This is a genomic window from Chryseobacterium taichungense, assembly GCF_900109935.1.
Classification (GTDB): Bacteria; Bacteroidota; Bacteroidia; order Flavobacteriales; family Weeksellaceae; genus Chryseobacterium; species Chryseobacterium taichungense.
The window spans coordinates 349,489-376,451 of the sequence record NZ_FOBV01000004.1; the positions used below are offsets into that span (position 1 = coordinate 349,489).

Here is a 26,963-nt window from a genome sequence, read left to right on the forward strand (position 1 = left end):
TTTCAAGTACATTTGTATAATGCAAATCTACACTTATTTTTGAATTGTGCAAAATTTATGTTATTTTTGCAAGGAATTTAATTGTAATGATACAAAGAATACAGACGATATGGACATTTCTGGCAGTTTTAGCTGCTGTATTTCTGTTCATTACGGGACAGGATGTTATCATTTCAGAAGATATCCCTGTACTGGATATTGCTTGTGTAATCCTTGTTTTAATAGGTTTATTGAGTGTATTCAGTTATAAAAACAGAAAAAGACAAATTTTGCTGAATAACATCAGCATCATTATAAACGTTTTGTTGGTTGGTGTATTGACGTACTGGTTACTAAAATTATCCGGAGGAATTCATTTTCCTGAGAAGGGTATTGAGCCAATATTTCCGTTGATTGCGATTATATGTTTGTTTATATCAAATATATACATCAAAAAAGATGAGAGGCTCGTAAAATCTGTAGACAGACTTCGATAACCTTACAACGATTTTTTGAGTGAGAACAGCTTCTTTTGGAGCTGTTTTTTATTTTTCCCTACTGATTCCAAAGATCTAATGTTTAATTTTTTATCTAAATAAAATATACACAATTAATTCTACGGAAATCTAAATTAATTATTTTGCAGATTAAAAGCTGAGGAATAAAAGCAAATTTAAATGCAACATTTCCGTTTAAATAACGACAGATCACCATAAATAAATAGTATTCATATGAAAAAACTTACCTACCTTGCCTTTTCGATGTTCTCCATTGTTACTTTCGCACAGGATGTTTCGAAAGAAAGAATTCAGACCGTACTTTCAACACTGGCATCAGATGAAATGAAAGGACGCGAAATCGGAACCGCAGAAAATGAAAATGCGGCCAATTACATCGCAAAACTTTTTAAAGAAAACAATTTAGAATATTGTACAGGAAATTCTTATCTCGTTCCTTTTGAATACAAAGGAAAAACAGCATACAACGTTTGCGGTATCAAAAAAGGAAAAGCCGATAAATTTTTAGGATTCTCGGGGCATTTTGATCACATCGGAACCAGCAACAATCCGAAAGACAATATCTATAACGGCGCAGATGATGATGCAAGCGGAATCACAACACTTGTAGGAATTGCAGATTATTTTAAAAATAAAAAGCCTGAATTTTCGATGGTATTCATGGCGTTCAACGGCGAAGAAAAAGGAATGCTCGGATCAAGAGCTATTTCTACTGATAAAAACCTGGATAAAATTTACAATAATATGACAGCACTTTTCAACTTCGAAATGGTAGCTACAGAATCAGCTTTTGGGAAAAATGCTCTCTTTATGACGGGTGATCAGTTTTCAGATCTTGATGAGCTTTTCAACCAGAATGCAGCAAACGGATTAAAAATCAATCCAGATCCCTATGCGGCTCAACAACTGTTTTACCGCTCTGATAATGTAAGCTTTGTAAAAAAGAAAATCATTGCCCACTCTTTTTCAACTGTTGATATGACAAAAGCGACGCATTATCACAATGAAAGCGATGATGTAAAAATTGTAGATTTCGACAACCTCACGCAAATCGTTAATAATTTCGGAAAAACACTTGAGAAGCTATCACCTTCTAATTTTAATCCGCAATACAACGATACTGTTAAGTTTTAATCAGATACGACCATCGGGAAACTGGTGGTTTTTTATTTTCCGAAAGCTAAACTTTGTAACAAAAGCTCAGGGAATGAAACATATTAGATAAAGTATAAGGCTATAAAAAACGTCTTATCATTTAAATTGTGTAATTTTGCTATCCAATTTTTTCATTGAATGAATCAATACATTAAAATACTTAAGTTCGCAAGACCTCATCAAAAATACATCTACGGAAGTTTATTTTTCAATCTGATGTATTCTGTATTTCAGATTGCTTCCTTAGGGACCATTCTGCCGGTTTTGGGAATGCTTTTCGGAACAATTGAGGCTAAGAAATACAGCACACCGCCGGTATATTCAGGGGAAATCCTGGATTTTTTCTCTTATGCAAAAGAATATGCCAATTATTATGTTCAGAGCCTGGTAACAGAATACGGTGCCCTTACCGTTTTGGCGTGGCTATGCGTAATAACAGCATTTATGTTTCTGTTAAGGAACCTTTTCAGATATCTCGGATCTTTTTTGCTGATCAATTACCGTGTGGGTGTTACCAAAGACCTTCGCGGAGCGATGTACAGAAAAATACTCTCTCTGCCTGTAGCATTTTTTACGGAAAGCAGAAAAGGAGATCTGATGTCGCGTATGTCTAATGATGTAGGCGAAGTGGAAGGAAACATCCTGGGAAGCCTTGTTGAGCTTATCAATGCGCCTTTCATGCTGATCAGTACGTTGATAACGTTGTTTTTCTTAAGTACGGAAATGACACTTTTCTCGCTTCTGGTGTTACCGGTAATGGGAACGATGATCGCCCTGATCGGAAAAAGCCTTAAAAAAGATTCTCATAAAGCACAGAACGAAATGGGAAATATTTTCTCTATTGTGGACGAAACTCTGAAATCCACGAAAGTGATCAAGATCTTCAGTGCTGAAAAAATAATGGATAACCGCTTTATGCAGTCGATGCAACGATGGATCAACAGTTCCATAAGCCTGGGAAGAAAAAAAGAACTGGCTTCCCCAATGAGCGAGTTTTTAGGCTCTGTGACTTTCCTCATTATTGCCTGGTACGGAGGAAAGCAAATTATCGTAGACCAGAGTATCTCTCCTGCTGATTTCCTTGTGTTTTTAGGAATTTTCTTCCAGATTTTGCCTCCGGTAAAGAGTTTATCTCAATCCATTTCAAATGTTCAGAAAGGAGAAGCATCGTTGGAAAGAGTACTGGAAATCCTGGACGCCGATGTGAAAATTGACGAAGTTCCGAATCCGGTAAGCATTTCAACCCTTAATAACTCAATAGAATTTAATAATATTGGTTTTTATTACGATAAAGACCATACGATTCTTAAGAACTTCTCACTGAGCATTCCAAAAGGAAAAACAGTAGCCCTTGTCGGACAAAGTGGAAGTGGAAAAACAACCATAGCTAACCTTTTAGCTAGATTTTATGATGTTTCCGAAGGTGAAATCCTAATCGACGGACAAAACATTAAAAATTTAAAATTAAAAGAATACCGCAAACTATTAGGAATGGTTACCCAGGAATCCGTTTTATTCAACGATACGGTGTATAATAACATTCTGATGGGTAAACCTGATGCAACACGTGAAGAAGTAATTGCAGCCGCAAAAATAGCGAACGCCGATTCATTCATTTCACAGCTTCCGGAAGGGTATGATTCTAATATCGGAGATGATGGTGGAAAACTGTCAGGAGGACAGAAGCAAAGAGTTTCTATTGCAAGAGCGGTCTTGAAAAACCCTCCGATCATGATTCTGGATGAAGCAACATCTGCATTGGATACAGAATCTGAAAGATTTGTGCAGGATGCCCTTGAAAAAATGATGGAAAACAGAACTTCACTGGTTATCGCTCACCGTCTTTCAACCATTCAGAAGGCCGACTGGATTGTCGTAATGGAGAAAGGAAATATTATGGAACAGGGAACACATCACGAACTTATTGCCAAACGAGGTGTTTACCATAAACTAGTGGAGCTTCAAAATTTTGATTAACATTAATTATTTCATTTAACCCATAATCATATACCATAAAAGCATCTTTAATAAAAAGATGCTTTTTTTATTAAATATAAAACATAATTAATTTATTTAAATAATAACAAAACCCAAAATAAAAATTAAATAAACTTATAAATAAGTATAAAATTATTTAAATAATATATTAATTTGCTGTTTTAATATAAATTATATATTTTTGATTGTCTTATAAAAAATCTTGGATAATCACTATAACAACACTTTGATTGATTATAGGAAAATAAAAAGATTAGCCAAAGTAGAATAAACCTGAGACAGGCTAGAAAGATCCTAATCTCGCCCCTTCTTGTGAAGAAAATAAATATTGATAGTGACAATATTTATAAATATTAGGATAATAAAAATATATTAAATCATGAAAAAAATTTTTTTTATCTTAACCTTAGTTTCTGTAACAGCTTTAGCAAAAGAAACCAAACAAACTTATAATTTAGAAAGTTCAAAAAAACTGACTTTTATAAAAATGCATTGTCAATGGTACACATTTATGACGAGTGATGGTGAAGTTTTTAATGTTTATGCAAATTCGCAAAGCGAGGCTAGAGATGAAGTAATAAGAATGCTTATTGATAGAGAATTAGGCGTTTGAATTTAAGAAGTAATTAAATTTACAACCTACCTCACTGAGGTAGGTTGATATAAAAAGAAACATGAAACATTACATCAATTTACTTTTAATTTTTTTTGTAGCTCTGGTAAAGGCACAAGCTTTACAATTACAAAAATTCAAATACGAAGCAATATATAATTTTATCTCAATTCCCGATTCCCTTAAGGCGGATAGTATAGAGCAGAAAATGGCTTTATATATTAATAATGATGAGTCCCTTTACCAAAACCTGTATAAAAAGTCTATTGATTCAATGACTCAACAGAAAATAATTACTGGAGATATTTCTTACATCGATTTAAATAAAATAAAAATTCCGAAATCAACGATTTCAATCTATAAAAAATACGACGAAAATAAAATTATTTTTACGGACAGAATAGGAACTTCTAATATTGGATATAATGATACTTTTAACGATTTTGATTGGCAAATAACCAATGAAAACAAGAAATTGTCTGGATATAATGCAACAAAAGCTTTTTTAAAATTTAGAGGACGACAATATACTGCCTGGTTTACCGATGAAATTCCATTTCAGGATGGCCCGTACAAATTTTCAAAATTACCCGGTTTAATCTTAGAATTGTATGATAATAAAAAATATTTCCATTTCGTATTGCTGAGTTTTAAAAAAACAGAAAACAATGTCTATTATAATTCAAAGTTTATTGATATCGACAGAGAAAAATATTACGAAAAAAAAATAGATTATCACAATAGCCTGCTCGCTAATCCTGTTCACAAAGGCAAAATAAAGAAGATAGACACTTACAACCCTATAGAATTAAAATAGGAGATACAGTCGGATTACAATTGCCAAACAGAGATATAAGGTGAAAAATAGGCAATATAAATGACCATCTCTTTTTTATTGCATTAAAAACGTCTCGACATTTTACCAAAAACGTTTCGACGTTTTATACAAAAGGTCCCGACGTTTTCCTGAAGACGTCGGGACTATTTATCAGCAATCTTAAAATAAGAGGAATATAATCAATGATAAGCCTCTCTATTAGTTCTTTATTTCTTTATTATTTTATGTTTAAACTGAATTCCACCCTCAAGGATAATATACAGCATGTATACTCCAGCCGGATAGGCTGAAAGATCAACTTTAGAGTCTTTCACTTCATTCAATTTTCTTCCTTCTGCAGAGTACACTGTAATACTTCTTGTCTTTTTATCTGAACGGATATTCACAAAGTCTGTGGTAGGATTAGGGAAAACAGATACATCTACCGTTGAAACATCTTTCACAGACAGTTGCTGGCTGGTGCTTTGCATATACATTGATAGAACGATTCTTCCGTCCTGTCCGTAAAACACGGCACTCGGCACCTCATATTTAATTGTGTGATTTCCTGCCGATAAAGAAGCAGTTGTAAAGCTTCTTATAGGTACAGCATTACCGGGACACCAGTTATTCCAGGATGTCCACCATGATGTAGAATGAACAGATGTTCCGTAGATACCATTTCCCTGGGTGTTATAAACCCTAAAAGGCTCACAAGAAATTCCTCCCGGTGTGAAAGTCAGCACCTGATTATTATCCAGTGATACAAAATTCTGTCTTCTCACATATTCTTCTCCGTTAGTATTCGCTCCATGTGGAGTGGAAACGATGAAAAATTTAGCGTTGGTTGCGCTTTGTGTAAGATTAAAATTAACCAGTCTTACTGTTTGCCCTGCCTGATCTGTATTGTTGTAATTATTTAATTCATTAGAATCTAAAAGCGGAAGAATGTTATTATAAGTTGTGTTGACCGAAGAGTCATTATAAGTAACAAAGCTAAGTGTTCCGGCGAATACATCATTTCTTCCTGCACATCCGCTAACCTGTGTATTTGCTGCATACGGCACCCCGAAAACATCCAGCTCTATCCAGATATCATATGCTGCGCGAATAGCAGTATTGCTGAAAACCGAATAAAGATTATCTACCTGGTAGCTATAAGGAACTTCTGTAGGAGACAGATTTTTATTCATGAAGGGGGTAATATATCGTCCTATTTCTATTCTTTTTACACCGGTGTCATTTAATGTATAGGATGCCTGGCCCTTCGGAACTAATGCCAGGTGAACACCTCCAATCCTGTCGTAATTATCGCAAAGTGCCCCGATCGTTACATTCATCTGGATCTTATTCTGAAACGAATTCAGTTCGGTATCGCTCAGCTTTTTGGTATATCTGTAATTTGCTAATCTGATCGTGTTGGCAGGAACCGGCTCGGAAACATTTGCTGCATAGCCATCATAGAAAACTATTTGTGAAAATACATTCACGGTTGTTTGGGCCGCAGTTTTGCAAAATCCTGTAAAGATCATTAAATAAAGTAGAGATTTTTTCATGAAGATTAAAGTTAATTCATCAAAAATACAAATTTAACTACCATTACATACCACAAAGTATCTAATAAGTATCAAAATAATGACAATAATATCAATATTGATACAGATTTCTCAATAACTTTTGAGTGTAAATAAAAAAAGGCCGTTCTTTTAAGAAACGGCCCGCTATATTTTAATAACATTTTAGTCTTTCATTTTCGCGATCACATCAAGTCCCCCTTTTGTAATATCACCGATCTTACAGATAATTTCTGTATCAAGAGGAAGAAAAACGTCCATTCTTGAACCAAATTTAATAAAGCCGAATTCATGTCCTGCTTTCGCTTCATCTCCTTCATTACAATAGAAAACAATTCTTCTGGCAACATATCCTGCAATCTGACGGAAAACAACCTTATGATTTGTTAAGCTTTCCACAGCAACGGTAGTCCTTTCGTTCTCGGTAGAAGATTTCTCATGCCACGCGACAAGATATTTTCCGGGATGATATTTTTTGTAAATAACCTTTCCGGATACCGGATATCTGCAGATATGAACATTTAAAGGTGACATGAAGATAGAAACCTGAATCGCTTTTCCTTTGATAAATTCATCTTCTTCCACTTCTTTGATCATTACCACTTTCCCGTCAACCGGAGCAATTACATTCTCCCTGTGTTCAAGAATATCACGATTCGGCACCCGGAAGAACCAAAATACAAGACTGTAAACGACCAGCAAAGGCAGAATGATCACCAGTGACCACATTTCAAGAAAATAAATGGCCAATGCACTTAGAATGATGAATAATAAGGATGCAACGGTGATTGTTCCTTTCGATTCTCTGTGTAATTTCATGAGATTAAATAAATTTTTCTAAAATAAAGTACAAATATACGACAGGAACGCAGATTAAAAAACTGTCAAGCCGATCTAATACTCCGCCATGCCCCGGAATGATGTTTCCACTGTCTTTAACACCGAAATTTCTTTTCAGCTGACTTTCCACCAAATCCCCTACAGGAGCAAAAGCGGCAACCAGAAATCCTACGACCATCCAATTTCCACGAAGATCCGGCTGATATCGTTCAATAAAATATGATAAAACCAAGGTAAGAACTACACCTCCTATATAACCCTCCCAAGTCTTCTTAGGCGAAATTTTAGGTGCCATTTTATGCTTTCCGAAAAACTTTCCGGTAAGATAAGCAAATGTATCACTGCTCCAGATCAGAATGAAAAGAAAAAGTACCTCGAGGGAAAACCTGTCATCAAATCTTGAAAATTTCGGTAATCCTAAGGCAAAACTGAAAGGAAGCGCCACATAAATAACGGTAAAAATCAGTTTCCCACTGTCATAATACAATTCATTCGGGTATTTGAATAGCGTAACTACAGCAATAACTATTAAGAGTAAGGCAAGAATCTCACTGATCCTGAAATCGAAAAAGAAATCAAAGTGGAAGTATCTTTTAGAGAAAATATAAAAAATAAAAATGATCAGCGGGAGAACGATCCATCTTTCGTATCCGTTTCCAAACTTCATGATCTTAAAACATTCCCACGAACCTACTCCGAGAAGAAGGGTGATTAACCCATAATATAAGTACTCCTGCTTTACAAGATCGGGCACAATACTGTTGATCAACTTCGCCCCCAACGGTGTTGTACATAGAACGATAACTGCTACATAAACAATTCCCGATAGAGTTCTTTGAATGAGATTTTTGTCCAAGATTTTAAAGTTTATAAGTTGACGCTTAGTCTTCAAGCAACAGTAAAAATAGTTTGGTGTTGCTATTGGAAGATGGGTCCAGTTTTGACTGAGCTCCACTGATGGAAGTAAGATTTTTTATATTTCCGTTTCTTTTGATCTTCCCCATAGCATCATTCAGATTGTTTACAATCTGTGAAACATTTGCCATAACGATGATCTTATTCGGTAATCTTGACGAATGATAGTGAAGGATATTATTGTGGGAAAGCATAATTCTTCCGTCGTAAGCAATAAGATATTCACAAGTGATAAAACTTGCATCATTATCACTCTGCAGTTCTGATGTATAAGGTGTTTTTACGACATTTAAAAAATTCTGAAGATCTTTGTCCCAGCAGAAAACATTGCTGATACCTTCTATTTTGATGATCTGATTTAAGGTCTGTAAAGCCTCAGCTTCATCTGCACAGTAATTGAAAAATCCTCCTGAATGAGTAAACAATTGGGCAAATTTGTAGTCAAGATCCGCATTTTTAAGCGAATCTCCTAGCTTTTCCAGACTTGGTTTTTCTTCTTCTTCAGGCTGGTTGGTAAGTTTGCTAACAATCCTCTTGAATAAACTCAATTTAATTTATTTTTAGTCACTTTATACAAAAATATAAAATTAATCATTTGGAATTCCAAAAACATGCCGATAAATATGAAAAAACCTGACAATTCAAAGACTGTCAGGTTTTCTTTATCTGATTTTAAAAATATTTAAAGCTGTGTCGGACTTTCAGGTGCCTGAATTTCACTTTCTTCCTCTTTATCTTTAATGATGATCTCTTCACTTGGCTCCTTTGCCGTCGGAATTGTATTGGTAACAGGTTTTTCCGTTAATTCCGGATCCCATGCTCTTTTTCCGAAAACTTCTTCCAGGTCTTCCCTGAAAATAACTTCTTTTTCCAAAAGCTTATTGGCAAGCGCATCCAGCTTATCTTTGTTCTCCGTTAAAATCTGAACAGCCCTTTCATATTGAGTTTCAATAATTCCTTTGATCTCAATATCAATTTTCTTGGCTGTTTCTTCAGAATATGGTTTTCCGAAGTTGTATTCTGACTGGCCTGAGCTGTCGTAGTAAGAAATATTACCGATATTCGGGCTTAATCCATATATCGTAACCATCGCCTGAGCTCTTTTCGTTACACTTTCAAGATCAGATAGCGCTCCAGTTGAAATATTATTGAAGATTACCTGTTCTGCGGCTCTACCTCCTAATGTGGCGCACATTTCATCAAGCATTTGTTCAGTAGTTGTCAGCTGTCTTTCTTCCGGAAGATACCAGGCTGCCCCTAAAGAACGTCCTCTCGGCACGATTGTCACTTTCAACAGTGGTGACGCATGTTCTACCAACCAGGAGATTGTTGCATGCCCTGCTTCATGATAAGCTACTCTTTTCTTTTCAGAAGGTTTGATGGCTTTATTTTTCTTTTCAAGACCGCCAATGATACGATCTACCGCATCAAGGAAATCCTGTTTCGTTACCGATGCATGATTGTTACGTGCTGCAATTAAAGCGGCTTCATTACAAACATTGGCAATATCAGCTCCACTGAAACCAGGAGTTTGTTTTGCTAAAAACTCACGGTCTACATTTTCATCAAGCTTGATTTTCTTTAAATGCACGTCAAAAATCTGTCTTCTTTCATGTAATTCCGGAAGATCTACATAGATTGAACGGTCAAAACGACCTGCTCTCATTAATGCTTTATCTAGAATGTCTGCTCTGTTAGTTGCTGCCATTACGATAACATTCGTATCAGTGCCAAAGCCATCCATTTCTGTAAGAAGCTGGTTTAATGTATTTTCTCTTTCGTCATTTCCTCCTGAGAAATTACTTTTCCCTCTTGCGCGTCCGATTGCATCAATCTCGTCGATAAATATAATGGCAGGAGATTTGGCTTTAGCCTGGGCAAAAAGGTCTCTTACCCTTGAAGCACCAACTCCTACAAACATTTCTACGAAATCTGAACCGGATAATGAGAAAAAAGGCACTTTAGCTTCACCCGCTACCGCTTTAGCCAATAAAGTTTTACCAGTTCCCGGAGGCCCTACTAAAAGAACTCCCTTAGGAATTTTACCTCCCAATTTTGTATACTTTTCTGAGTTTTTAAGGAAATCAACAACTTCCTGAACCTCTTCTTTTGCACCCTCCAATCCCGCAACATCTTTGAATGTTACCTGAATTCTTTCTTTTTCATCAAAAAGCTTGGCTTTGGATTTTCCAATGGAGAAAATTTGTCCTCCTGGACCTCCTCCGCTTCCCATTTTTCTGAAAAGAAGGAAATAAAATAATCCTAAAATCGTGATCCAGATCAGAGCCTGAATAAGAATACTCATCAATGGGCTTTCTCCTTCAGCATAATCTTTCGAGGTCGTAATTTGTGGATTTTGTTGTTTTAAAGCATCAAATTTTTCCAGGAATAGTCTAAGGTCTCCGTATTTAAGCGTATAATCTGCTTTTGGAGCCATTACCAGATTTGAAAAAGGGTTTGCTTTATCGTCTTTTTTCACCGTAGCCGTTTTAGCATTCTGTGTTAAAAACACATCAGCCTTCTGGGCTTGTTTATCTATCAAAACTCTCTGGATTTTTCCTGCCTGCATTTCTTTAAAGAAACCATCCTCATCAATAGATTTTGCACTATTATCTCCTAAAAAATTAGGGACAAAGAATAACAAAAGAGCTATGATCGCAATCGGAAAAAACCAGTTAAATCCTTTATTGTTCATTTATACTTTTTAAAATTAAAATTCATTTTCAATTCTGGTAATGACAGCGTCACCCCAGAGTTCCTCTATATCGTAGTACTCCCGTACCTGTTTCTGGAAAATGTGTACGACTACCGAAACGTAATCTACTAACACCCACATTGCGTTTTCTGTTCCTTCTACGTGCCAAGGTCTTTCTTTTAATTCGTTTCTTACCTTCTTCTCGACACTTCCTGCTAATGCAGCAACCTGTGTATTGGAGTTTCCGCTGCATATCACAAAGGTTTCAGCGACAGAGTTTTCGATGTTTGAAAGATCGAAGATCATGATATCTTCACCTTTTACATCCTGAATTGCCTCAACGATTTTATCTAATAATTCTTGTTTTTCTGCTGTTTTATTCATTAAAAAATACTATAATCTGCAAATTTATTGTTTTTCTTTCACTTTAGCCTTACTTTTAGCCCCCGAAAGTCTTAAAGTTTTCTTAAATGAGTCAACTATTCTACCTGAAAGAATGTTCTTCTACTAATGACGAAATTTCAAAGTTTTTACTTTATGAAAATTCTGATTTTGTTGCGTTACATACATTTAATCAAACCAGAGGCAGGGGTCAGTATGGAAATACATGGTTATCAGCTGCTGAAAAAAATTTAGCTTATACACTGGCTGTAAAGACGGAAAATTTTTCGCTGTCCGATTTCATGTTCAATTATTATACCGCAATTACAATCAGTGATTTCCTTGCCAATTTGACTGAAAATATGGTGAAAATCAAGTGGCCGAATGATATTATCCTTAAAAATAAAAAAATCGCCGGAATTCTGATAGAAAAGAAAAAAATTAATCAAAACAATTATTTCATTATTGGAATGGGTCTTAATATTCTTCAGGAGAAATTTAATGAAATATCAAATGCGGGATCTCTTGCAACACAGACCGGAAGGTATTTTGAGCTTAATGACCTCACCTGTTCTCTTCATGATTTTTTTGTTGAAAAATTGAGAAAAATTCCTTCAGAGAATGAAATTCTGGATTGTTTTAATGACAATTTATTCCGAAAAGATCAGATTTCTGTTTTTGAATTGAATGGAACGCGACAAAATGGCATTATAAAAAATGCTGACAAAAACGGAGAGATCTGGATTGACCTCGAAAATGACGGCTTAAAGTCTTTTTACCACAAAGAAATAAAGCTCCTTTACTGATTAGCTCTTTTTAGATATAAGAATAAAGCCAGCGGTGAGAAAACAATATTTGGAAACCACATTGCCAATGCCGGCGACATGCTTTTGTTTTCTGATACCACTTTTAACGCTTCAAAGGAGAATACGAAAACGAATGCCAGTGAAATCCCTAAAGCAAGATTAATCCCCAATCCTCCTCTTTTTTTCTGTGACGAAAGAGAAAGTGCCAGAAAGGTAAGAATTACAATGGAAACAGGCATAGAGGTCCTCTGATAAAGCTCATTTAAGTGAGCGTTAAGATTACTGTTACCCTTTTCAGTTTCTCTTTTGATGAATTTTATGAGTTCAGGTGTTGTTTTGTTCTGCCCTAACAGTTCATTCGGAAAAAGTTCTTCCGGGTCATGACCGTAACTTTTCTTCAGATCAAAACCGTTTGCTAGTTTTTCCGTATCATCTTTATTGATCGTCTTTTCAGTGTAGGAATTAAGAACAAAAAGCTTTTTATCTTTATCCCAGGAAACATCAGAGGCTTTAAGCTCGTAGGTCATTTTCCTGTTTTTATCAAACTTCTGATAAATAAATCCGGAACCTCTTTTTTCGCGTTTGTTCCATGAGTTAATAAAAATATATTCTGTTTTGCTTAGCTGTGCAGAAACAGGAGCCGTTCCCAATACCTTTTCCTTATTAGCTGCATTATAGGTATAAGCTTCCAGCTGGTTTTTCTGAATATTGGCCCATGGCAGGATAAAATGGTTAATCCCTAAGGATATTACAGCAATGAAAAGAGACGTCAGCAAATAAGGCCTGGCAAAGCGGTGAAAACTCGCTCCACTACTGATAATCGCCACGATTTCCGTATTATTTGCCATTCTGGAAGTAAAATAAATCACTGAAATAAAAACCAGAATGGAAAGGAATGTCATCACGAGATTAACAATCCAGAAAGGGTAGAAATGCACCAGAAAGTAGGTAACATTTAGCTTCGGATCAATTGCGGTTGCATTTTCAATTCTTGGAATCTTCTGCTGAACGTCGATCACCAAAACCACTATAGACAAGAGTATCAGCATGAAACTGAACGTTCCAAGGTATTTTCTAATAATATATCTGTCTATAATTTTCAGCATTATCCTAATTTTTAATGCGTTTTATATTTAATTGAAAATGATTACCCATTTTCTGTTAATTGTTTTAAATCTAATAGGATTACATCCTATCCTTTTTTAGGTCGTCCCTTCGGGACTCCCAAACTCTGCGTTTAATCTTACAACCTCTGACGAAGAACCGGAACTACAGAATTTTTCCACTGATAGAAATCTCCTGCTAAAATATGTTCTCTTGCCACTTTTACCAAGTCTAAATAAAATGCTAAGTTATGAATCGAAGCAATTTGTTTCGCCAAATATTCTTTAGAAACAAATAAATGTCTTACGTAAGCTTTTGAATATTCTCTGTCGACGAAACTTGTTCCAAACTCATCAAGGGGAGAAAAGTCTTTTTTCCACTTTTCATTTTTCATGTTCATCACCCCTTTCCAGGTGAAGAGCATGGCGTTTCTGGCGTTTCGTGTAGGCATTACACAATCCATCATATCAATTCCCAGTCCGATAGATTCCAGAATATTCCACGGAGTTCCTACGCCCATCAGATACCTTGGTTTTTCTTTTGGTAAAATATCCGTTACTTCATCGGTGATTCTGTACATTTCCTCTTCAGGTTCTCCTACAGAAAGGCCTCCGATCGCGTTTCCTTCTGCGGCGGCTTCTGCGATAACTTCTGCTGAAATTTTCCTTAAATCCGAAAAAGTAGATCCCTGTACAATTGGGAAAAGCCTTTGTTTATAACCGTATAATTCAGGATTATTTTCTGTCCATTCGATACATCTTTTCAACCAACGGTGTGTAAGTTCCATCGATGTTTTTGCCTGGTTGTATTCGCAGGGATAAGCCACACATTCATCAAAAGCCATAAAAATATCAGCTCCGATCTGTCGTTGGATTTCCATGGATTTTTCCGGAGAAAACATGTGGTAACTTCCGTCGATATGGGATTTGAATCGGGCACCTTCTTCCGACATTTTCCTGCTGCTGGCGAGTGAAAACACCTGAAAACCTCCTGAATCCGTCAAAATAGGAAGATCCCAATTCATAAATTTATGCAAACCTCCGGCTTCCTGCATTACTTCCATTCCCGGACGAAGGTATAGGTGATAGGTATTACCCAAAATAATCTGGGCTTTTATATCTTCTTTTAATTCTCTTTGGTGAACTGTTTTTACACTTGCAACAGTTCCTACAGGCATAAAAATAGGAGTCTGAATTTTACCGTGATCTGTGGTAAGCTCTCCTGCTCTTGCCTTTCCCTCCGAGGTTTTTTCTATATTAAAAAATTTTTGCATCTTAAATTATCTCGATAAAACGGGAGCATTCTGAAGATTTTCCGTTTTATCTTTTTTATCCTTTACATATTTCTCCGCTTTCGGATCTTTTTTTAATAATATTTCCTGTGCATCTTCAGTGATAGCGCTCATTTTCTCTTTTACAATGTAATATTTGAAGCTGTCAATATAGTCTGCAGACTTTACGTTGTGTGTTTTAAGAACATATCTTGTCCCTGCCTCCAGATTTGAATTCGGATACATGATAGTCGCCTGATCATTGATCGCGAGGTCAGCCATGATTTCAGCCATTTTATCTTCCGGGATCAGATTTTTAGGTTTATCAATATAATCCCCACAGGAAAAAAGGCTCATGAAAACGAAAATGAAGATCAGTTTTTTCATAATCTGTTGATGATGGATTTCCATTTTAAATTTAAAACTCCAAAAACCGCTTCATGAATGATTCCGCCATTCATTTTGCTTTCTCCCAGGATTCTGTTGGTAAAAATAATTGGTACTTCCACAATTCTGAATCCTTTCTTAAAGGCTCTGAATTTCATTTCAATCTGAAATCCGTATCCTTTTAATCTTACATTATCCAAGCCAATTTCTTCAAGCACTTTTCTCGAAAAGCAGACAAAACCCGCTGTTGTATCATGAATCGGAAGTCCTAATACAAATCTTACATATTTCGAAGCGAAATAAGAAAGCAGTACTCTTCCCATCGGCCAATTGACCACATTTACTCCTTTTGAATACCGTGAACCGATAGCCATATCAGCATTCAGGCAGGCTTCAAAAAGTTTTGGCAGATCGTTTGGGTTGTGTGAAAAATCTGCATCCATTTCAAAAATATAATCGTAATTATTTTCGATCGCCCATTTGAATCCATGGATATAGGCTTTTCCCAGACCGTCTTTGACTCTCCTTACAGACAAATGCAGGAAATGCGGATGTTTTTCCTGAAGATCCTTTACCAGTTCTGCTGTTCCGTCCGGAGATGAGTCATCCACAACCAGGATATGAAAGTCATCTTCCAATGCAAAAACTGCGGAAATAATATTTTCAATATTTTCCTTTTCGTTATATGTGGGAATAATGACGAGTTTTTTCATTTCAGTTTGCAAAGATAGTTTATTTAACCTTTTTATTTTATACAAAATAATCTATAATTTTGCAAAAAATACTCGTTTGCCGTTATCACAACATTTTACAAATCAAGTAAGAGTACCTGAGAATAATGATTGGGTGATCTTTATATTGCTTGGCTGCATCTTTTTATATCTTTTCATGATGAATATCGTTGAGAGGGAAGCAAATCTGAGAGACTTTCTGATCCAGAAATATTATGATGCCAGCAATAATCTTCCAAGTTGGGTTATTACCTCCTGTGTAACTGCACTTACCTTATCTGTTCTGATTTCGCAGTATATTCCTACAGTACCAAAGTTTGTGGCAGACCTGCAGGTTTTGGGATATCAGCTGAACAAATTCGGATTTTGTCTGATTGCCGTTATCCTTTTTTACCTTATAAGAACCAGTCTGGGATTTTTATTTTTCCAAAGTATCGGCGACGGAAAAAAGTGGACAACTTTTTATTTTACTGCTACAAAATTTTACTTTATCCTGTCTTTTCTGTTAATAATTTTATGTGTCATCCACTATTATTTCCCGATCGACAGAAATAAAATGTTTTTGTATTATCTGTTCTTTTTCTCTTTTGTGTTCATTTTCAAGCTTTTTTTCTATTTATTTCACAAGAACAACATCTTACCTGAAAAATGGTATTATAAATTTTTGTATATTTGCACCCTCCAAATTGCACCTCTTTTGTTGCTTTGGAAATTATTATTTTTTTAATAACTGTCAGTGATGAGAATAAAGTCTATATTGGTTTCTCAACCAGCGCCAAGTGAGTCGTCTCCGTACCTGGATATTGCAAAGAAGGAAAAGATAAAAATAGATTTCCGCCCTTTTATCCACGTCGAAGGAGTTGACAATAAAGAACTGAGAACACAGAAGATCGATCTTACGCAATATACCGGAATTATTTTCACGAGTAAGAATGCGATTGATCATTACTTCAGATTAGCCGAAGAGCTGCGTTTTGCGGTTCCTGACACGATGAGATACATCTGCCAGTCGGAAGCGATCGCCAATTATCTTCAGAAACATATTGTTTACAGAAAAAGAAAGATCAGCTTCGGGGAAAAGAACTTCTCTGACCTTCTTCCTTTATTCAAAAAATTCCCGACAGAAAAATATCTGTTGCCTTCATCAGACGTTTTAAGTCCGGATATTGTGAAAACAATGGAGGCTTCTAATGTAGACTGGAAAAGAGCCATTATGTACAGAACGGTATGCAGCGATCTTACAGATATTAATGTGAAAGATTATGACATGCTGATATTCTTCAGTCCACAGGGAATAAAATCTTTACAGCAGAATTTCCCAGACTTTAAACAGGAAGAGACAAAAATCGGTGTTTTCGGAACAACTACGCTGGCAGCCGCGGAAGAAGCCGGATTAAAGGTAGATCTTATGGCGCCTACAAAGGAAACTCCGTCTATGACAATGGCACTTGAAAAGTATATTAAAGCACTTCATAAGTAAGCTTTAAGGATAAAAATATAAAGCAACCGTCTTTTCATAAAGGAAAGATGGTTTTTTTTTAACTAAATTTGAACAAGAATTAATATTGAATGGAAGCTCCAAAGGCAAAAAAAATAGAAAAAATACTTGAAACACACGGTGATAAAAGAATTGACAATTATTTCTGGCTCAACGAAAGGGAAAATCCGGAGGTTATAAAATATCTTGAAGAAGAAAACGCTTACGCAGATTTCATCATGAAAGATACGGAACAGCTCCAGGAAGAACTTTTTGAAGAAATGAAAGCCCGTTATAAAAAGGACGACGAATCATTGCCGTATTTCTTCAACGGATATTGGTACATCGTACGTTATGAAGAAGGAAAAGAATATCCTATTTTCTGCAGAAAGAATCAAAGCTTAGAGAATGAAGAAGAAATCATTCTTGATGTCAATATTCTGGCGGAAGGGCAGGATTATTTTGAAGTCGGAAGCGTCGCGGTGGCTCCAAATAATGAGCTGGCTTCTTTTTCTACTGATAACGTGAGCCGAAGAATTTACAGCATCAATTTTAAAAATCTTAAAACTGGAGAAATTCTTCCTGATAAAATAGAAAATACTACCGGAAAAGCAGTCTGGGCAAATGATAACGAACATGTTTTCTATATTAGAAAAGATGAAAGCTTAAGAGCTTTTCAGGTGTTCAGACATAAGCTCGGAACTGATCCTTCGGAAGATGTTTTAATTTTCCATGAAAAGGATGATACTTTTGATGTGAATGTTTTCAAAACAAAATCTTTAGAATATATTTTCATCGCAAGCTCCAGCACGATTTCGGATGAGCACCGGTTTATTCCTTCTGATAATGTTTTTGCAGACTGGACGATCATTCAGCCAAGAATGGATGACCTGGAATATTCAGTAGAACATTATGAAGACGAATTTTACATCATCACCAACGCTGACGATGCCTTCAACTTTAAAATCGTAAAAACAAAGATCAATAACTGCGGCATGGAAAACTGGGTAGATGTTATCCCTCACCGTCCGGAAGTTCTGTTGGAAGGTTTTGAAATATTTAAAAACTATCTGGTTCTCGAAGAAAGAGAAGAAGGTCTTCTGCAGATTAAAATTATTGATGAAAAAACGCAGGAATCGCATTATCTGCCGTTTTCAGATCCAACTTATACTGCTTATATCGGGGTAAATCTTGAATTTGATACGGAAGTGCTGCGGTACGGTTATACTTCTTTGACACAGCCAAGTTCAACATACGAATATAATATGAAGGAAAAAACCACCAGACTTTTAAAACAGCAGGAAGTTTTGGGTGGAAAATTCTTTGCTGAAAATTATATTTCCGAAAGAATCTGGGCCGATTCGAGAGATGGAGAAACCAAAATTCCCATTTCTTTAGTTTATCATAAAGACACAAAAAAATCTTCAGATACCCCATTACTTTTGTACGGATACGGAAGTTATGGACATACCGTGGATGCAAGCTTTTCAAATGTAAGATTATCGATTCTTGACAGGGGCTTTATTTATGCTATTGCCCATATCAGGGGTGGTGAATATTTAGGAAGAGAATGGTACGAAGACGGGAAAATGCTGTTTAAGAAAAATACGTTTTTCGACTTTATTGATGCCGGAAAGTTTTTGATTAAAGAGAATTATACCTCTTCAAAACATTTGTACGCGATGGGCGGAAGCGCGGGTGGATTGCTGGTAGGTGCCGTGATGAATTATGAGCCGAATTTATTTAATGGCATTGTAGCACAGGTTCCTTTTGTGGATGTTGTGACAACGATGCTGGATGAGACTATTCCTTTAACCACAGGAGAATACGACGAATGGGGAAATCCGAATGACAAAGAATATTACCATTACATGAAAGAATATTCACCGTATGACAATGTAGAAGAAAAGAATTATCCCAATATACTGATTACAACAGGATTACACGACTCCCAGGTTCAGTATTGGGAACCTGCAAAATGGACAGCAAAGTTGAGAGAATTGAAAACCGATGATAATATCCTTATTTTCAAAACAGATATGAGTGCAGGACATGGCGGAGCAAGCGGAAGATTTGAATCACTTAAAGAAGATGCGCTGGAATATGCATTTCTTCTGATGATCGATAAAAGATAAATGATTTTTCATAAGACGCTGATCTTATTGAAGAAAACGATAAAAACGAATTATAATTTATGAATGAAGCAGAATACTGGCAGAAAATACAACAATTTTTTATTGAAAATTTTGACACTGAAAAAGATGCACCTATAGAAACATATCTGTTTTTAATTGGTCTTCAGGAGCTGGGAAGCGGTCAGCAGAAATATACGAAAGACGACAAGGTTAATTTGATTCATATTGCAGTTTGCAGATTATTGGAACCTTTCGGATATTATAAATTTTCGCATTACGATGAAGACGGATATCCGCATTTTGAAAAACTGGAAGATCTTCCTGAACTTAAACCGAATGAACAGCAACTTTTAATGAAAAAAGCTATTATTCAATATTTCCAGGAAGAGGAATTAATTTGAATATAAAATTAAGTTTGAGTATAAAATAAAAATGGAAGGTAACTTTACTTTCCATTTTTTATGTGATTCGGCTAAAGCCAATTGATCTACCTTTATTGAAGACGAGCTAAAGCCTGCCTTTTATTGATAAACTATTATGCTCATATTTAGAAAAAATTAATTCAGAATTTCTTCCAATTGATTTAATCCCGTTTTAAAACCTTCTTCAAAACCCATTTCTAACAATTGATTCATGGCGGGTTCAGATGCAAAATGGATATTTACGGTAACTTTTGTACCTTCTTCAACTCCTGTAAAGCCAAAAAGCCACTGAGCTTCAGGAAAATCAGGATTACTGTTTCCTTTGTCATCACAGAAAGTATCTGTGCCGTCAAAACTTCGATGTTCCATTATTTCACCATATTTCACCTGGGCATAATGTTTTTCACCTTCTGGGCTTACCATTGAATATAGCCATACTCCTCCGCTCTTAAATTCCTGAGATACCGTTTCGCATTTCCAGGGCTTTGGTGCCCACCACTGATCCAGCAATTCAGATTTTGTAAAATAGTCCCATACTTTGGAAACATCAGTATTGTAAATTTTCATCACATATACACTGGCTGCATCCAAATCTTTATTAAAAATGATATCAGATTTCATATTAATTGTTGTTTACCCAAATTTACTTTTTTTTATTTTACATCACGATAATCTTATGCCAAGCATTTTATAATTTATAAATAAATGTTAAAAAGCGGATTTTTAAGAAAAATTATACAATTTTTTGGCGCGTTTTTTGTTTATGAAGTCATAAAATATTTAATTTTAACATTCTATTTTTTAAAAAAGAAAATATGAATAATAAATTCATCCCAATAATATCGGTGTTTATGACGATCTCACTGATTGTATTCGTCACACTCCAATTTTATTGGCTGAAACGTTATTATAGTGCATTGGATCAGGATTTCTCTTCGAAAGTATATTCGGCGCTGGAAAATACTTCAAAGATCATTGGTGAGGCTGAAGTTGACAAATACCTCAATGTTGAGAATAAAGATTTCAGAAATACCATTCTTGCAAACGGCAATCAACCTTCTTTAACCACCATCCAGCAGGTAGAAGATTCCGGGACGCAGCGGCAAATCGTTTATTCGAAAAGTATTATCGAGAAAAATCAGCTTCCGATTTCCCCAAAAGGAGATTCGCTGAACCTTACTACTTTATATTCCGATGAAGCTACCTACAAAATAAAACGAGACACCACCAACCGGGAGCTGCTTACGTCGGAAATCAATAAAGACATTGAAAATGGCGATTATGCGATGAAGGAGTTCGTTAAAGTTAATGGAAACAATCTTCCCATTACCCGCAGAGTCGATGAAAAAGTCCTCGATTCTGTGATCACCAAAGAACTGAGAATAAGAGGAATATCAGCAACTTTCGGCTATGGAATCACCGATAAAAACAACAAACTTACGAGTGTTGTTAATCAATTGTTCAAAGAAAAAAAGGACAACAATACCTATAGCTATCCTCTTTTTACGGATTCAAAGGAAAGAACATTATATACGCTGGCGTTGGTTTTTCCTAAAAAAGAATATTCCCTGGCCATGAATAATTGGCCGATGCTGTTGGGAACATTTCTTTCTCTGCTCACCATTCTCGGAATTTATATCATTTCCATCAATTATATGATGAGGCAGAAAAAGCTTGCTGAAGTGAAAACCGACTTTATCAACAATATGTCTCATGAATTTAAAACTCCACTAGCAACGATTTCCGTTGCTACAGATTCTTTGGCAAATGATAAGATCGCGACAAATCCTGATAAGGTAAAATATTATTCAGAACTGATAAAACAGGAAAACCTGAGAATGAAAAAACAGGTAGAAAATGTGCTGAACATGTCGAAGCTGGAGCGAAATGAAGTAAAATTATTTTTAAAGGAGGCAAATGTCAGAGAGCTAATTAAAAAAACAACAGAATCCTTTAATCTGATTGTGCAGCAAAGAAACGGATCTCTCACCCAGGAATTCAATGCTACTGAATATAATTTTAAGATCGATGAATTTCACATTTCCAATATGCTGGTGAATCTTTTGGATAACGCCAATAAGTATTCACCGGAAGCACCTGAAATCACGATTAAAACAAGAAACGAAGGACATTGGTATGTCATTGAAGTCTCTGATAAAGGAATGGGAATGGAAACCCAGAATAAAACGAAAATTTTCGAAAAATTCTTCAGAGAAGAAACCGGGAATATTCATAATGTGAAAGGCCAGGGACTAGGACTTTCTTATGTGAAAAAAATTGTAGAGCTTCATAAAGGCCAGATTATAGTGGACTCCCATAAAGGAAAAGGAAGTACATTTACGATCAAACTGCCAATGAGCTGAATGAAAATCAAACCAAATAACAAAATATAGGAAGAAAAGAGTGATATGTTCATTCTTATTATTAAAATTTTAATTCTAAATTATTAAAATTATGAGCAACAGAATATTATTAGTAGAAGACGATCAGAGTTTCGGGGCGGTATTAAAAGATTATTTAACGATAAATAATTTTGAGGTTACTCTTGCCACTGATGGAGAGCAGGGATTAAAAGAATTTACAGAAAACGAATTCGATATCTGTATTTTTGATGTGATGATGCCAAAGAAAGACGGATTTTCATTAGCTGAAGACGTAAAAAAAATTGATAAAAACACACCCATTATTTTCCTGACAGCCAGAAATATGAGGGAAGACATTCTGAAGGGTTATCAGCTGGGTGCCGATGATTATATTACAAAACCTTTTGATACTGAGCTTCTTTTATACAAAATAAAAGCCATTCTCCAGAGAAGTTCTACCCTGGAAAATGAAGAGCAGGAACAGTTTAAAATCAGCAATATTTTCTTTGATTCTATGTTGAGACAATTAAGAGTCGGTGACAACGAATACAAACTTTCACCTAAAGAAAACGAGCTGCTGAAACTTCTTTGCATCCACAGAAACGACTTTATGCCGAGAGATCTTGCCTTGAGAAAAATCTGGAAAAAAGAAAATTACTTCACCGCAAGAAGTATGGACGTATATATCGCAAAGCTTCGTAAATTACTTAAAGATGACGAAGGCCTGGAGATTATCAATGTTCACGGGGAAGGATTCAGACTTTTAGTTAAAAATTAAATACAAAATATCCTTATCAACTATAAAATTAGCAAAGCAATTCAAAATGTTTTGCTAATTTTGTTTTATATGAAGAATACAATTTTTGGCTTAATCACTATTTCCATACTGACGATTTCATGTAAAAAAGATGAGAGAGCAACCTATTTAAAAGAAGAAGCGGGCGTTCAGCCACCGTCGCTTGCGGTAAATCAAACCCCAAAACCGTCGCTTTTGGATCAGGCAGGAATTCAGACAGCACAGAATACACCGACTGCAACAGTTACTCCTCCGGGAATGAACCCGCCTCACGGCCAACCGGGACACCGATGTGATATTCCTGTGGGGCAGCCTTTGAACAGCAAGCCTGCTCCTGTGTCACAAAATTCAGCTCCAGCACAGAACAATACCCAGACGATACAGATCGATCCCAACGCTTTACAGCCTGGGAAATTCACTGTAGACAATAATGGAAAATCAAAGAATATCAAAACACCTAAGGGTATGAACCCTCCACACGGAGAGCCAGGCCACCGATGTGATATTCCGGTAGGGCAGCCACTGAACAGCAAACCTGCTCCTACAGCACAGCCAACACAAGTTATTGCCCAAAACACGCCGGCCCCGAATCCAACACCAGCGCCGACAGGTCCTAAACCCGCCTTAAATCCGGCCCATGGTGAGCCTTGGCATAATTGCGGCGTAAAAGTTGGCGAACCTTTACCATAATTTTCGTACTTTTGTGGTAGTGAAACTGGCTCAGATCATAACAATTATTTTTTGCCTAGGAATTTTTCTGATTCCTAAAGATAATTTTTATGCTCAAAATATGCAGGAAACATGCTGTAAGGAAAGCTCCGGAAGTGATTGCTGCAAAAAACAGCACAAAGAACATTCGAAAGAAAATCACAACAAAAAGCAAAAAACTTCCTCGTGTAATGACAACTGCTGTTCGTATTGTGCCACCTGCTACAGTTTTATAGAAACTCCTTTTTCCAGAAGCCTAAAACTGGATATTTCTTTTTACAAAGCCAATAAAAATTTATATTTCCAATATTCAGACCCATATCTTCCGGGACGGCTGAAGGAGATCTGGCAACCGCCGAAAATAGGTTAATTAATTAAAAATAAATGTAACAATGTTGCAGTTTATCAATCTGCTAATGATTGTTAAATTATCACATTGTTAAATCGTTACATTAATTGAATTAATCTAATTTTAAACAATATGAAATCATATATTTCCAGGATTATTCTTGGTCTATTCTTATTATTTACATCATTTGTATTTGCGCAAAATCTTTCTCAAAACCAGTTTAAAGTAAAAGGAAACTGTGATTTGTGTAAAGATCGAATCGAAACTACTGCGAAAAAATCCGGCGCCAAAAAAGCAAGCTATTCCGTTGATTCGCAAACCTTAACATTAGAGACTGATGACACTGTTTCTACAGACGATATTTTAAAAGAAATTGCAAAAGCAGGGCACGACAACGAAAAATTTAACGCTTCAGAAGCTGATTACAATGCCCTTCCAGCCTGCTGTCATTATGAAAGAGATCAATTGACCGCAAATGAGCATCATCATATCCATTCAAAAAAAGAGAATGAATTTTATGTGAAAGGAAACTGTGAATCCTGTAAAGCAAGAATTGAAAAAGCTGCAAAAGACGCCGGTGCCGATCTTGCAGAATGGGATGCAGAAAAACAGACTGTTATTTTAAATTTTGATCCGAAAAAAACCTCATCAGATAAAATTCTGAAGAAAATCGCCGATGTAGGTCACGACAATGAAAAGTATAAATCCAGCGACAGTACTTATAAGAATCTTCCTTCCTGTTGTCTTTATGACAGGGAAACGCCATTTGGAGAAGCAAATCCGAAGGTCCATTCGGAAGAAAATGGCAAGCAGGATCATCAGGCGCAGGAAACTTCCCACACTGAAAACAACAATGAAAAAGCCATCGAAGGTGTTACAGTAACAGGCGGAAAGGCATCTACTTCACTGAGTAAAAAAGAAGCGGGATTAATTTTTAACATCGATAAGAAAGAATTGCTGAAAGCTGCCTGCTGTAATTTATCCGAAAGCTTTGAAACCAATGCCACAGTGGATGTTTCTTTCAGCAATGCGGTGACGGGAACGAAACAGTTGAAAATGTTAGGTTTAGATCAGAAATACACCAGCCTGACAAAAGAACTTCTGCCTGAAGTGAGAGGACTGGCATCCGCATACGGATTAAGTTTTATTCCCGGAAGATGGATCGAAAGTATTCAGCTTACCAAAGGTGGAAGCACGGTGACGAACGGTTACGAAAGCATTACAGGACAAATTAATACTGAATTATTGAAGAATTCAGAAAAGCCCGAAACATCGCTCAATCTTTTTGCAGATTTCAACGGAAGAACGGAAGCCAACATTACCAGTGTTTCTAAAATAGATGATAAATGGTCGCAGACGTTTCTTCTTCATGGCAACGGAACTTTTGGGGATACAGATATGAATAACGACAGCTTTCTGGACAGGCCAAAAGGCACACAGCTCAATGCAGCTTATTTGCTCAATTATAATGACCTTGAAAAATCAGGTTTCGGATCTCATTTCGGAATCAATTTTATCAAGGATGAAAGAACAGCGGGTCAGATTGGATTTGATAAAAAAATGCCGCAGAATCAACAGTCGTTGTATGGTGTCGGGATTGATATTTCACGATTTCAGGTTTGGAATAAAACGGGATATGTTTTTAAAGGAAAACCTTACCAAAGTCTGGGCTGGATGAATCAGTATACTTTTCATCAGCAGGACAGTTTCTTTGGTCTCAGAAATTATTCCGGAAAACAGCAGACATATTATTCAAATTTAATTTTTGAAAGTATTTTAGGTAATACAAATCATAAGTACAAAGCAGGAGCGAGTTTCATGTATGATGGTTACGATGAAACTTATTTAACAGGAAATTTTAAAAGAAATGAGATCGTTCCGGGAGCCTTTGCAGAATATACTTTGACAGGAGTAAAATATACTTTGGTCGCAGGTGCCAGGGTTGATTTTCACAATCTGGCAGGAACTCAGTTCTCGCCAAGATTAAATTTTAAATACGACATCACTCCGCAGACTATTCTAAGACTTTCAGCCGGAAGAGGTTTCAGAACAGCGAATGTTTTTGCGGAAAGTCAGCAGTATTTTGCTTCCAACAGGAATATCCAGATTCTTGAAAACGGAGGAAATATTTACGGGTTAAGGCCTGAAATCGCATGGAATTATGGAGCAAGCCTGCAACAGGAATTTAAACTCTTCGGGAGAAAATCGACCATTGTAGCCGATTTTTTCAGAACAGATTTTCAGGATCAGGTGATGGTAGATCTGGACCGTTCACCTCAGCAACTGACTTTTTATAATCTGGAAGGAAAATCATTTGCCAATTCTTTTCAGACGCAGTGGGATTTTACACCTTTTAAAAATTTTGATATAAGACTTGCTTACAAATATTATGATGTGCAGGCTGATTATCTGAGCGGAAGAAGAGAAGTTCCCTTTATGGCCAAACACAGAGGTTTCGTAAATGTAGCTTATTCTACAAACAAAGATAATAACGGTGGTTTCTGGAGTTTTGATACGACTTTGAATCTGGTAGGAAAACAAAGACTTCCGGACACTTCATCAAATCCTGAGGAATTTCAATTGTCTTCATATTCGCCATCTTATGCTGTTTTAAATGCGCAGATTTCGAGAAATTTCAACAAAAAAATCAGAGCCTATCTGGGTGGTGAGAATTTAACTTCTTATTATCAGAAAAATGCAATTGTTGATGTAAAAAACCCTTTCGGAAATTATTTTGATGGAGGAATGATCTATGCTCCGATTATGAAGGCTAATTTTTACGTTGGATTGGATGTGACTTTTTAAGTTTTAGGTTTGAGAGCTGTAGAGTTTGAGTGATTTCAAATTATTTTCATTCTCAAATTTCATACTACTACAAGCATGGTTTTAACAATAATGATTAAAGCCATGCTTTTTTGTATATTTATCAT

The 26,963-nt window shown here is 36.0% G+C and carries 26 protein-coding genes; 15 read left to right on the forward strand and 11 right to left on the reverse strand.

From position 1 onward, the window contains the following. The first annotated feature begins 86 nt into the window (after positions 1-86). The 5 genes from BMW64_RS10930 to BMW64_RS10950 all read left to right on the forward strand — a co-directional run bounded on the left by BMW64_RS10930 (position 87) and on the right by BMW64_RS10950 (position 5,080). Positions 87-476 carry a DUF4293 family protein gene (locus BMW64_RS10930; RefSeq protein ID WP_089999998.1) on the forward strand — a complete coding sequence of 130 codons (390 nt, stop codon included), beginning with the start codon at positions 87-89 and terminating at the stop codon, positions 474-476. Positions 477-710: 234 nt separating this feature from the next. Beyond that, positions 711-1,631 carry a M28 family peptidase gene (locus tag BMW64_RS10935; protein WP_089999999.1) on the forward strand — a complete coding sequence of 307 codons (921 nt, stop codon included), beginning with the start codon at positions 711-713 and terminating at the stop codon, positions 1,629-1,631. A gap of 159 nt (positions 1,632-1,790) precedes the next feature. Then, entirely contained in the window at positions 1,791-3,629 is a 1,839-nt protein-coding gene (locus tag BMW64_RS10940; protein ID WP_090000000.1) for an ABC transporter ATP-binding protein, read from the forward strand. A 400-nt stretch (positions 3,630-4,029) separates the two neighbouring features. Further along, positions 4,030-4,263 (forward strand): hypothetical protein, encoded by a 234-nt coding sequence (locus BMW64_RS10945; protein ID WP_090000001.1) that lies wholly within the window; start codon positions 4,030-4,032, stop codon positions 4,261-4,263. Between the two features lie 61 nt (positions 4,264-4,324). Continuing rightward, positions 4,325-5,080: a GLPGLI family protein gene (locus BMW64_RS10950; RefSeq protein WP_090000002.1), complete on the forward strand. Its 756-nt coding sequence runs from the start codon at positions 4,325-4,327 to the stop codon at positions 5,078-5,080. A 227-nt stretch (positions 5,081-5,307) separates the two neighbouring features. On the opposite strand, the gene BMW64_RS10955 is transcribed toward BMW64_RS10950, so the two are convergent. The 6 genes from BMW64_RS10955 to rsfS all read right to left on the reverse strand — a co-directional run bounded on the left by BMW64_RS10955 (position 5,308) and on the right by rsfS (position 11,488). Further along, positions 5,308-6,636 (reverse strand): peptide-N-glycosidase F-related protein, encoded by a 1,329-nt coding sequence (locus tag BMW64_RS10955; protein ID WP_090000003.1) that lies wholly within the window; start codon positions 6,634-6,636, stop codon positions 5,308-5,310. Between the two features lie 183 nt (positions 6,637-6,819). Beyond that, entirely contained in the window at positions 6,820-7,473 is a 654-nt protein-coding gene (locus BMW64_RS10960) for a phosphatidylserine decarboxylase family protein (RefSeq protein ID WP_090000004.1), read from the reverse strand. Positions 7,474-7,477: 4 nt separating this feature from the next. Continuing rightward, positions 7,478-8,350 (reverse strand): phosphatidate cytidylyltransferase, encoded by an 873-nt coding sequence (locus BMW64_RS10965; protein WP_090000005.1) that lies wholly within the window; start codon positions 8,348-8,350, stop codon positions 7,478-7,480. Positions 8,351-8,375: 25 nt separating this feature from the next. Beyond that, positions 8,376-8,957 (reverse strand): LUD domain-containing protein, encoded by a 582-nt coding sequence (locus BMW64_RS10970; RefSeq protein ID WP_177175271.1) that lies wholly within the window; start codon positions 8,955-8,957, stop codon positions 8,376-8,378. A gap of 134 nt (positions 8,958-9,091) precedes the next feature. Continuing rightward, a complete protein-coding gene (gene ftsH / locus BMW64_RS10975) occupies positions 9,092-11,104 on the reverse strand; it encodes an ATP-dependent zinc metalloprotease FtsH (RefSeq protein ID WP_090000007.1) in 2,013 nt (670 codons plus the stop codon). A 15-nt stretch (positions 11,105-11,119) separates the two neighbouring features. After that, positions 11,120-11,488 carry a ribosome silencing factor gene (gene rsfS, locus BMW64_RS10980; RefSeq protein ID WP_029298073.1) on the reverse strand — a complete coding sequence of 123 codons (369 nt, stop codon included), beginning with the start codon at positions 11,486-11,488 and terminating at the stop codon, positions 11,120-11,122. 86 nt (positions 11,489-11,574) lie between these two features. Between rsfS and BMW64_RS10985 the strand changes: the two genes are divergently transcribed. Then, positions 11,575-12,291: a biotin--[acetyl-CoA-carboxylase] ligase gene (locus BMW64_RS10985; RefSeq protein ID WP_090000008.1), complete on the forward strand. Its 717-nt coding sequence runs from the start codon at positions 11,575-11,577 to the stop codon at positions 12,289-12,291. On the opposite strand, the gene BMW64_RS10990 is transcribed toward BMW64_RS10985, so the two are convergent. The 4 genes from BMW64_RS10990 to BMW64_RS11005 all read right to left on the reverse strand — a co-directional run bounded on the left by BMW64_RS10990 (position 12,285) and on the right by BMW64_RS11005 (position 15,765). Next, entirely contained in the window at positions 12,285-13,394 is a 1,110-nt protein-coding gene (locus BMW64_RS10990) for an LptF/LptG family permease (protein ID WP_090000132.1), read from the reverse strand. The genes BMW64_RS10985 and BMW64_RS10990 overlap by 7 nt on opposite strands. A 140-nt stretch (positions 13,395-13,534) precedes the next feature. Continuing rightward, the gene (tgt, locus tag BMW64_RS10995) at positions 13,535-14,668 is read right to left on the reverse strand and encodes a tRNA guanosine(34) transglycosylase Tgt (protein WP_090000009.1); all 1,134 of its coding nucleotides are present in this window, start codon (positions 14,666-14,668) and stop codon (positions 13,535-13,537) included. Positions 14,669-14,674: 6 nt separating this feature from the next. Further along, the gene (locus BMW64_RS11000; RefSeq protein ID WP_090000133.1) at positions 14,675-15,052 is read right to left on the reverse strand and encodes a DUF4296 domain-containing protein; all 378 of its coding nucleotides are present in this window, start codon (positions 15,050-15,052) and stop codon (positions 14,675-14,677) included. Beyond that, positions 15,049-15,765, reverse strand: coding sequence for a polyprenol monophosphomannose synthase (locus BMW64_RS11005; protein WP_090000010.1), 717 nt, complete (start codon positions 15,763-15,765; stop codon positions 15,049-15,051). Before BMW64_RS11005 ends, BMW64_RS11000 begins: the two co-directional genes overlap by 4 nt. A 76-nt stretch (positions 15,766-15,841) precedes the next feature. On the opposite strand from BMW64_RS11005, the gene BMW64_RS11010 reads away from it, so the two are divergent. The 4 genes from BMW64_RS11010 to BMW64_RS11025 all read left to right on the forward strand — a co-directional run bounded on the left by BMW64_RS11010 (position 15,842) and on the right by BMW64_RS11025 (position 19,796). Continuing rightward, the gene (locus BMW64_RS11010) at positions 15,842-16,510 is read left to right on the forward strand and encodes a DUF4271 domain-containing protein (protein WP_090000011.1); all 669 of its coding nucleotides are present in this window, start codon (positions 15,842-15,844) and stop codon (positions 16,508-16,510) included. 12 nt (positions 16,511-16,522) lie between these two features. Beyond that, positions 16,523-17,263, forward strand: a complete 741-nt coding sequence (locus BMW64_RS11015; RefSeq protein WP_090000012.1) for a uroporphyrinogen-III synthase — start codon at positions 16,523-16,525, stop codon at positions 17,261-17,263. Positions 17,264-17,352: 89 nt separating this feature from the next. Further along, entirely contained in the window at positions 17,353-19,395 is a 2,043-nt protein-coding gene (locus BMW64_RS11020; RefSeq protein WP_090000013.1) for a S9 family peptidase, read from the forward strand. A gap of 59 nt (positions 19,396-19,454) precedes the next feature. Continuing rightward, positions 19,455-19,796: a hypothetical protein gene (locus tag BMW64_RS11025; RefSeq protein WP_090000014.1), complete on the forward strand. Its 342-nt coding sequence runs from the start codon at positions 19,455-19,457 to the stop codon at positions 19,794-19,796. 156 nt (positions 19,797-19,952) lie between these two features. On the opposite strand, the gene BMW64_RS11030 is transcribed toward BMW64_RS11025, so the two are convergent. After that, the gene (locus tag BMW64_RS11030; RefSeq protein ID WP_090000015.1) at positions 19,953-20,438 is read right to left on the reverse strand and encodes an SRPBCC family protein; all 486 of its coding nucleotides are present in this window, start codon (positions 20,436-20,438) and stop codon (positions 19,953-19,955) included. Between the two features lie 194 nt (positions 20,439-20,632). Here BMW64_RS11030 and BMW64_RS11035 point away from each other — a divergent pair, with 194 nt between their 5' ends. The 5 genes from BMW64_RS11035 to BMW64_RS11055 all read left to right on the forward strand — a co-directional run bounded on the left by BMW64_RS11035 (position 20,633) and on the right by BMW64_RS11055 (position 26,838). Then, complete coding sequence (locus BMW64_RS11035; RefSeq protein WP_090000016.1) at positions 20,633-22,180, forward strand: sensor histidine kinase; 1,548 nt, start codon at positions 20,633-20,635, stop codon at positions 22,178-22,180. Between the two features lie 91 nt (positions 22,181-22,271). Next, positions 22,272-22,958 (forward strand): response regulator transcription factor, encoded by a 687-nt coding sequence (locus BMW64_RS11040; protein WP_027380477.1) that lies wholly within the window; start codon positions 22,272-22,274, stop codon positions 22,956-22,958. 69 nt (positions 22,959-23,027) lie between these two features. Further along, positions 23,028-23,666, forward strand: a complete 639-nt coding sequence (locus BMW64_RS11045) for a hypothetical protein (RefSeq protein WP_090000017.1) — start codon at positions 23,028-23,030, stop codon at positions 23,664-23,666. Between the two features lie 100 nt (positions 23,667-23,766). Beyond that, on the forward strand, positions 23,767-24,054 hold the full coding sequence (locus BMW64_RS11050; RefSeq protein ID WP_228400913.1) for a hypothetical protein: 288 nt from the start codon (positions 23,767-23,769) through the stop codon (positions 24,052-24,054). Positions 24,055-24,165: 111 nt separating this feature from the next. After that, complete coding sequence (locus BMW64_RS11055; RefSeq protein ID WP_090000019.1) at positions 24,166-26,838, forward strand: TonB-dependent receptor domain-containing protein; 2,673 nt, start codon at positions 24,166-24,168, stop codon at positions 26,836-26,838. Positions 26,839-26,963 lie beyond the last annotated feature (125 nt).

Bases quoted from the DNA above. Each gene is read 5' to 3' on its own strand.
- BMW64_RS10930 (WP_089999998.1), top strand. From the start codon at position 87: ATGATACAAAGAATACAGACGATATGGACATTTCTGGCAGTTTTAGCT.
- BMW64_RS10935 (WP_089999999.1), top strand. From the start codon at position 711: ATGAAAAAACTTACCTACCTTGCCTTTTCGATGTTCTCCATTGTTACT.
- BMW64_RS10940 (WP_090000000.1), top strand. From the start codon at position 1,791: ATGAATCAATACATTAAAATACTTAAGTTCGCAAGACCTCATCAAAAA.
- BMW64_RS10945 (WP_090000001.1), top strand. From the start codon at position 4,030: ATGAAAAAAATTTTTTTTATCTTAACCTTAGTTTCTGTAACAGCTTTA.
- BMW64_RS10950 (WP_090000002.1), top strand. From the start codon at position 4,325: ATGAAACATTACATCAATTTACTTTTAATTTTTTTTGTAGCTCTGGTA.
- BMW64_RS10955 (WP_090000003.1), bottom strand. From the start codon at position 6,636: ATGAAAAAATCTCTACTTTATTTAATGATCTTTACAGGATTTTGCAAA.
- BMW64_RS10960 (WP_090000004.1), bottom strand. From the start codon at position 7,473: ATGAAATTACACAGAGAATCGAAAGGAACAATCACCGTTGCATCCTTA.
- ftsH (WP_090000007.1), bottom strand. From the start codon at position 11,104: ATGAACAATAAAGGATTTAACTGGTTTTTTCCGATTGCGATCATAGCT.
- rsfS (WP_029298073.1), bottom strand. From the start codon at position 11,488: ATGAATAAAACAGCAGAAAAACAAGAATTATTAGATAAAATCGTTGAG.
- BMW64_RS10985 (WP_090000008.1), top strand. From the start codon at position 11,575: ATGAGTCAACTATTCTACCTGAAAGAATGTTCTTCTACTAATGACGAA.
- tgt (WP_090000009.1), bottom strand. From the start codon at position 14,668: ATGCAAAAATTTTTTAATATAGAAAAAACCTCGGAGGGAAAGGCAAGA.
- BMW64_RS11000 (WP_090000133.1), bottom strand. From the start codon at position 15,052: ATGAAAAAACTGATCTTCATTTTCGTTTTCATGAGCCTTTTTTCCTGT.
- BMW64_RS11005 (WP_090000010.1), bottom strand. From the start codon at position 15,765: ATGAAAAAACTCGTCATTATTCCCACATATAACGAAAAGGAAAATATT.
- BMW64_RS11015 (WP_090000012.1), top strand. From the start codon at position 16,523: ATGAGAATAAAGTCTATATTGGTTTCTCAACCAGCGCCAAGTGAGTCG.
- BMW64_RS11020 (WP_090000013.1), top strand. From the start codon at position 17,353: ATGGAAGCTCCAAAGGCAAAAAAAATAGAAAAAATACTTGAAACACAC.
- BMW64_RS11025 (WP_090000014.1), top strand. From the start codon at position 19,455: ATGAATGAAGCAGAATACTGGCAGAAAATACAACAATTTTTTATTGAA.
- BMW64_RS11030 (WP_090000015.1), bottom strand. From the start codon at position 20,438: ATGAAATCTGATATCATTTTTAATAAAGATTTGGATGCAGCCAGTGTA.
- BMW64_RS11035 (WP_090000016.1), top strand. From the start codon at position 20,633: ATGAATAATAAATTCATCCCAATAATATCGGTGTTTATGACGATCTCA.
- BMW64_RS11040 (WP_027380477.1), top strand. From the start codon at position 22,272: ATGAGCAACAGAATATTATTAGTAGAAGACGATCAGAGTTTCGGGGCG.
- BMW64_RS11045 (WP_090000017.1), top strand. From the start codon at position 23,028: ATGAAGAATACAATTTTTGGCTTAATCACTATTTCCATACTGACGATT.
- BMW64_RS11050 (WP_228400913.1), top strand. From the start codon at position 23,767: ATGCAGGAAACATGCTGTAAGGAAAGCTCCGGAAGTGATTGCTGCAAA.
- BMW64_RS11055 (WP_090000019.1), top strand. From the start codon at position 24,166: ATGAAATCATATATTTCCAGGATTATTCTTGGTCTATTCTTATTATTT.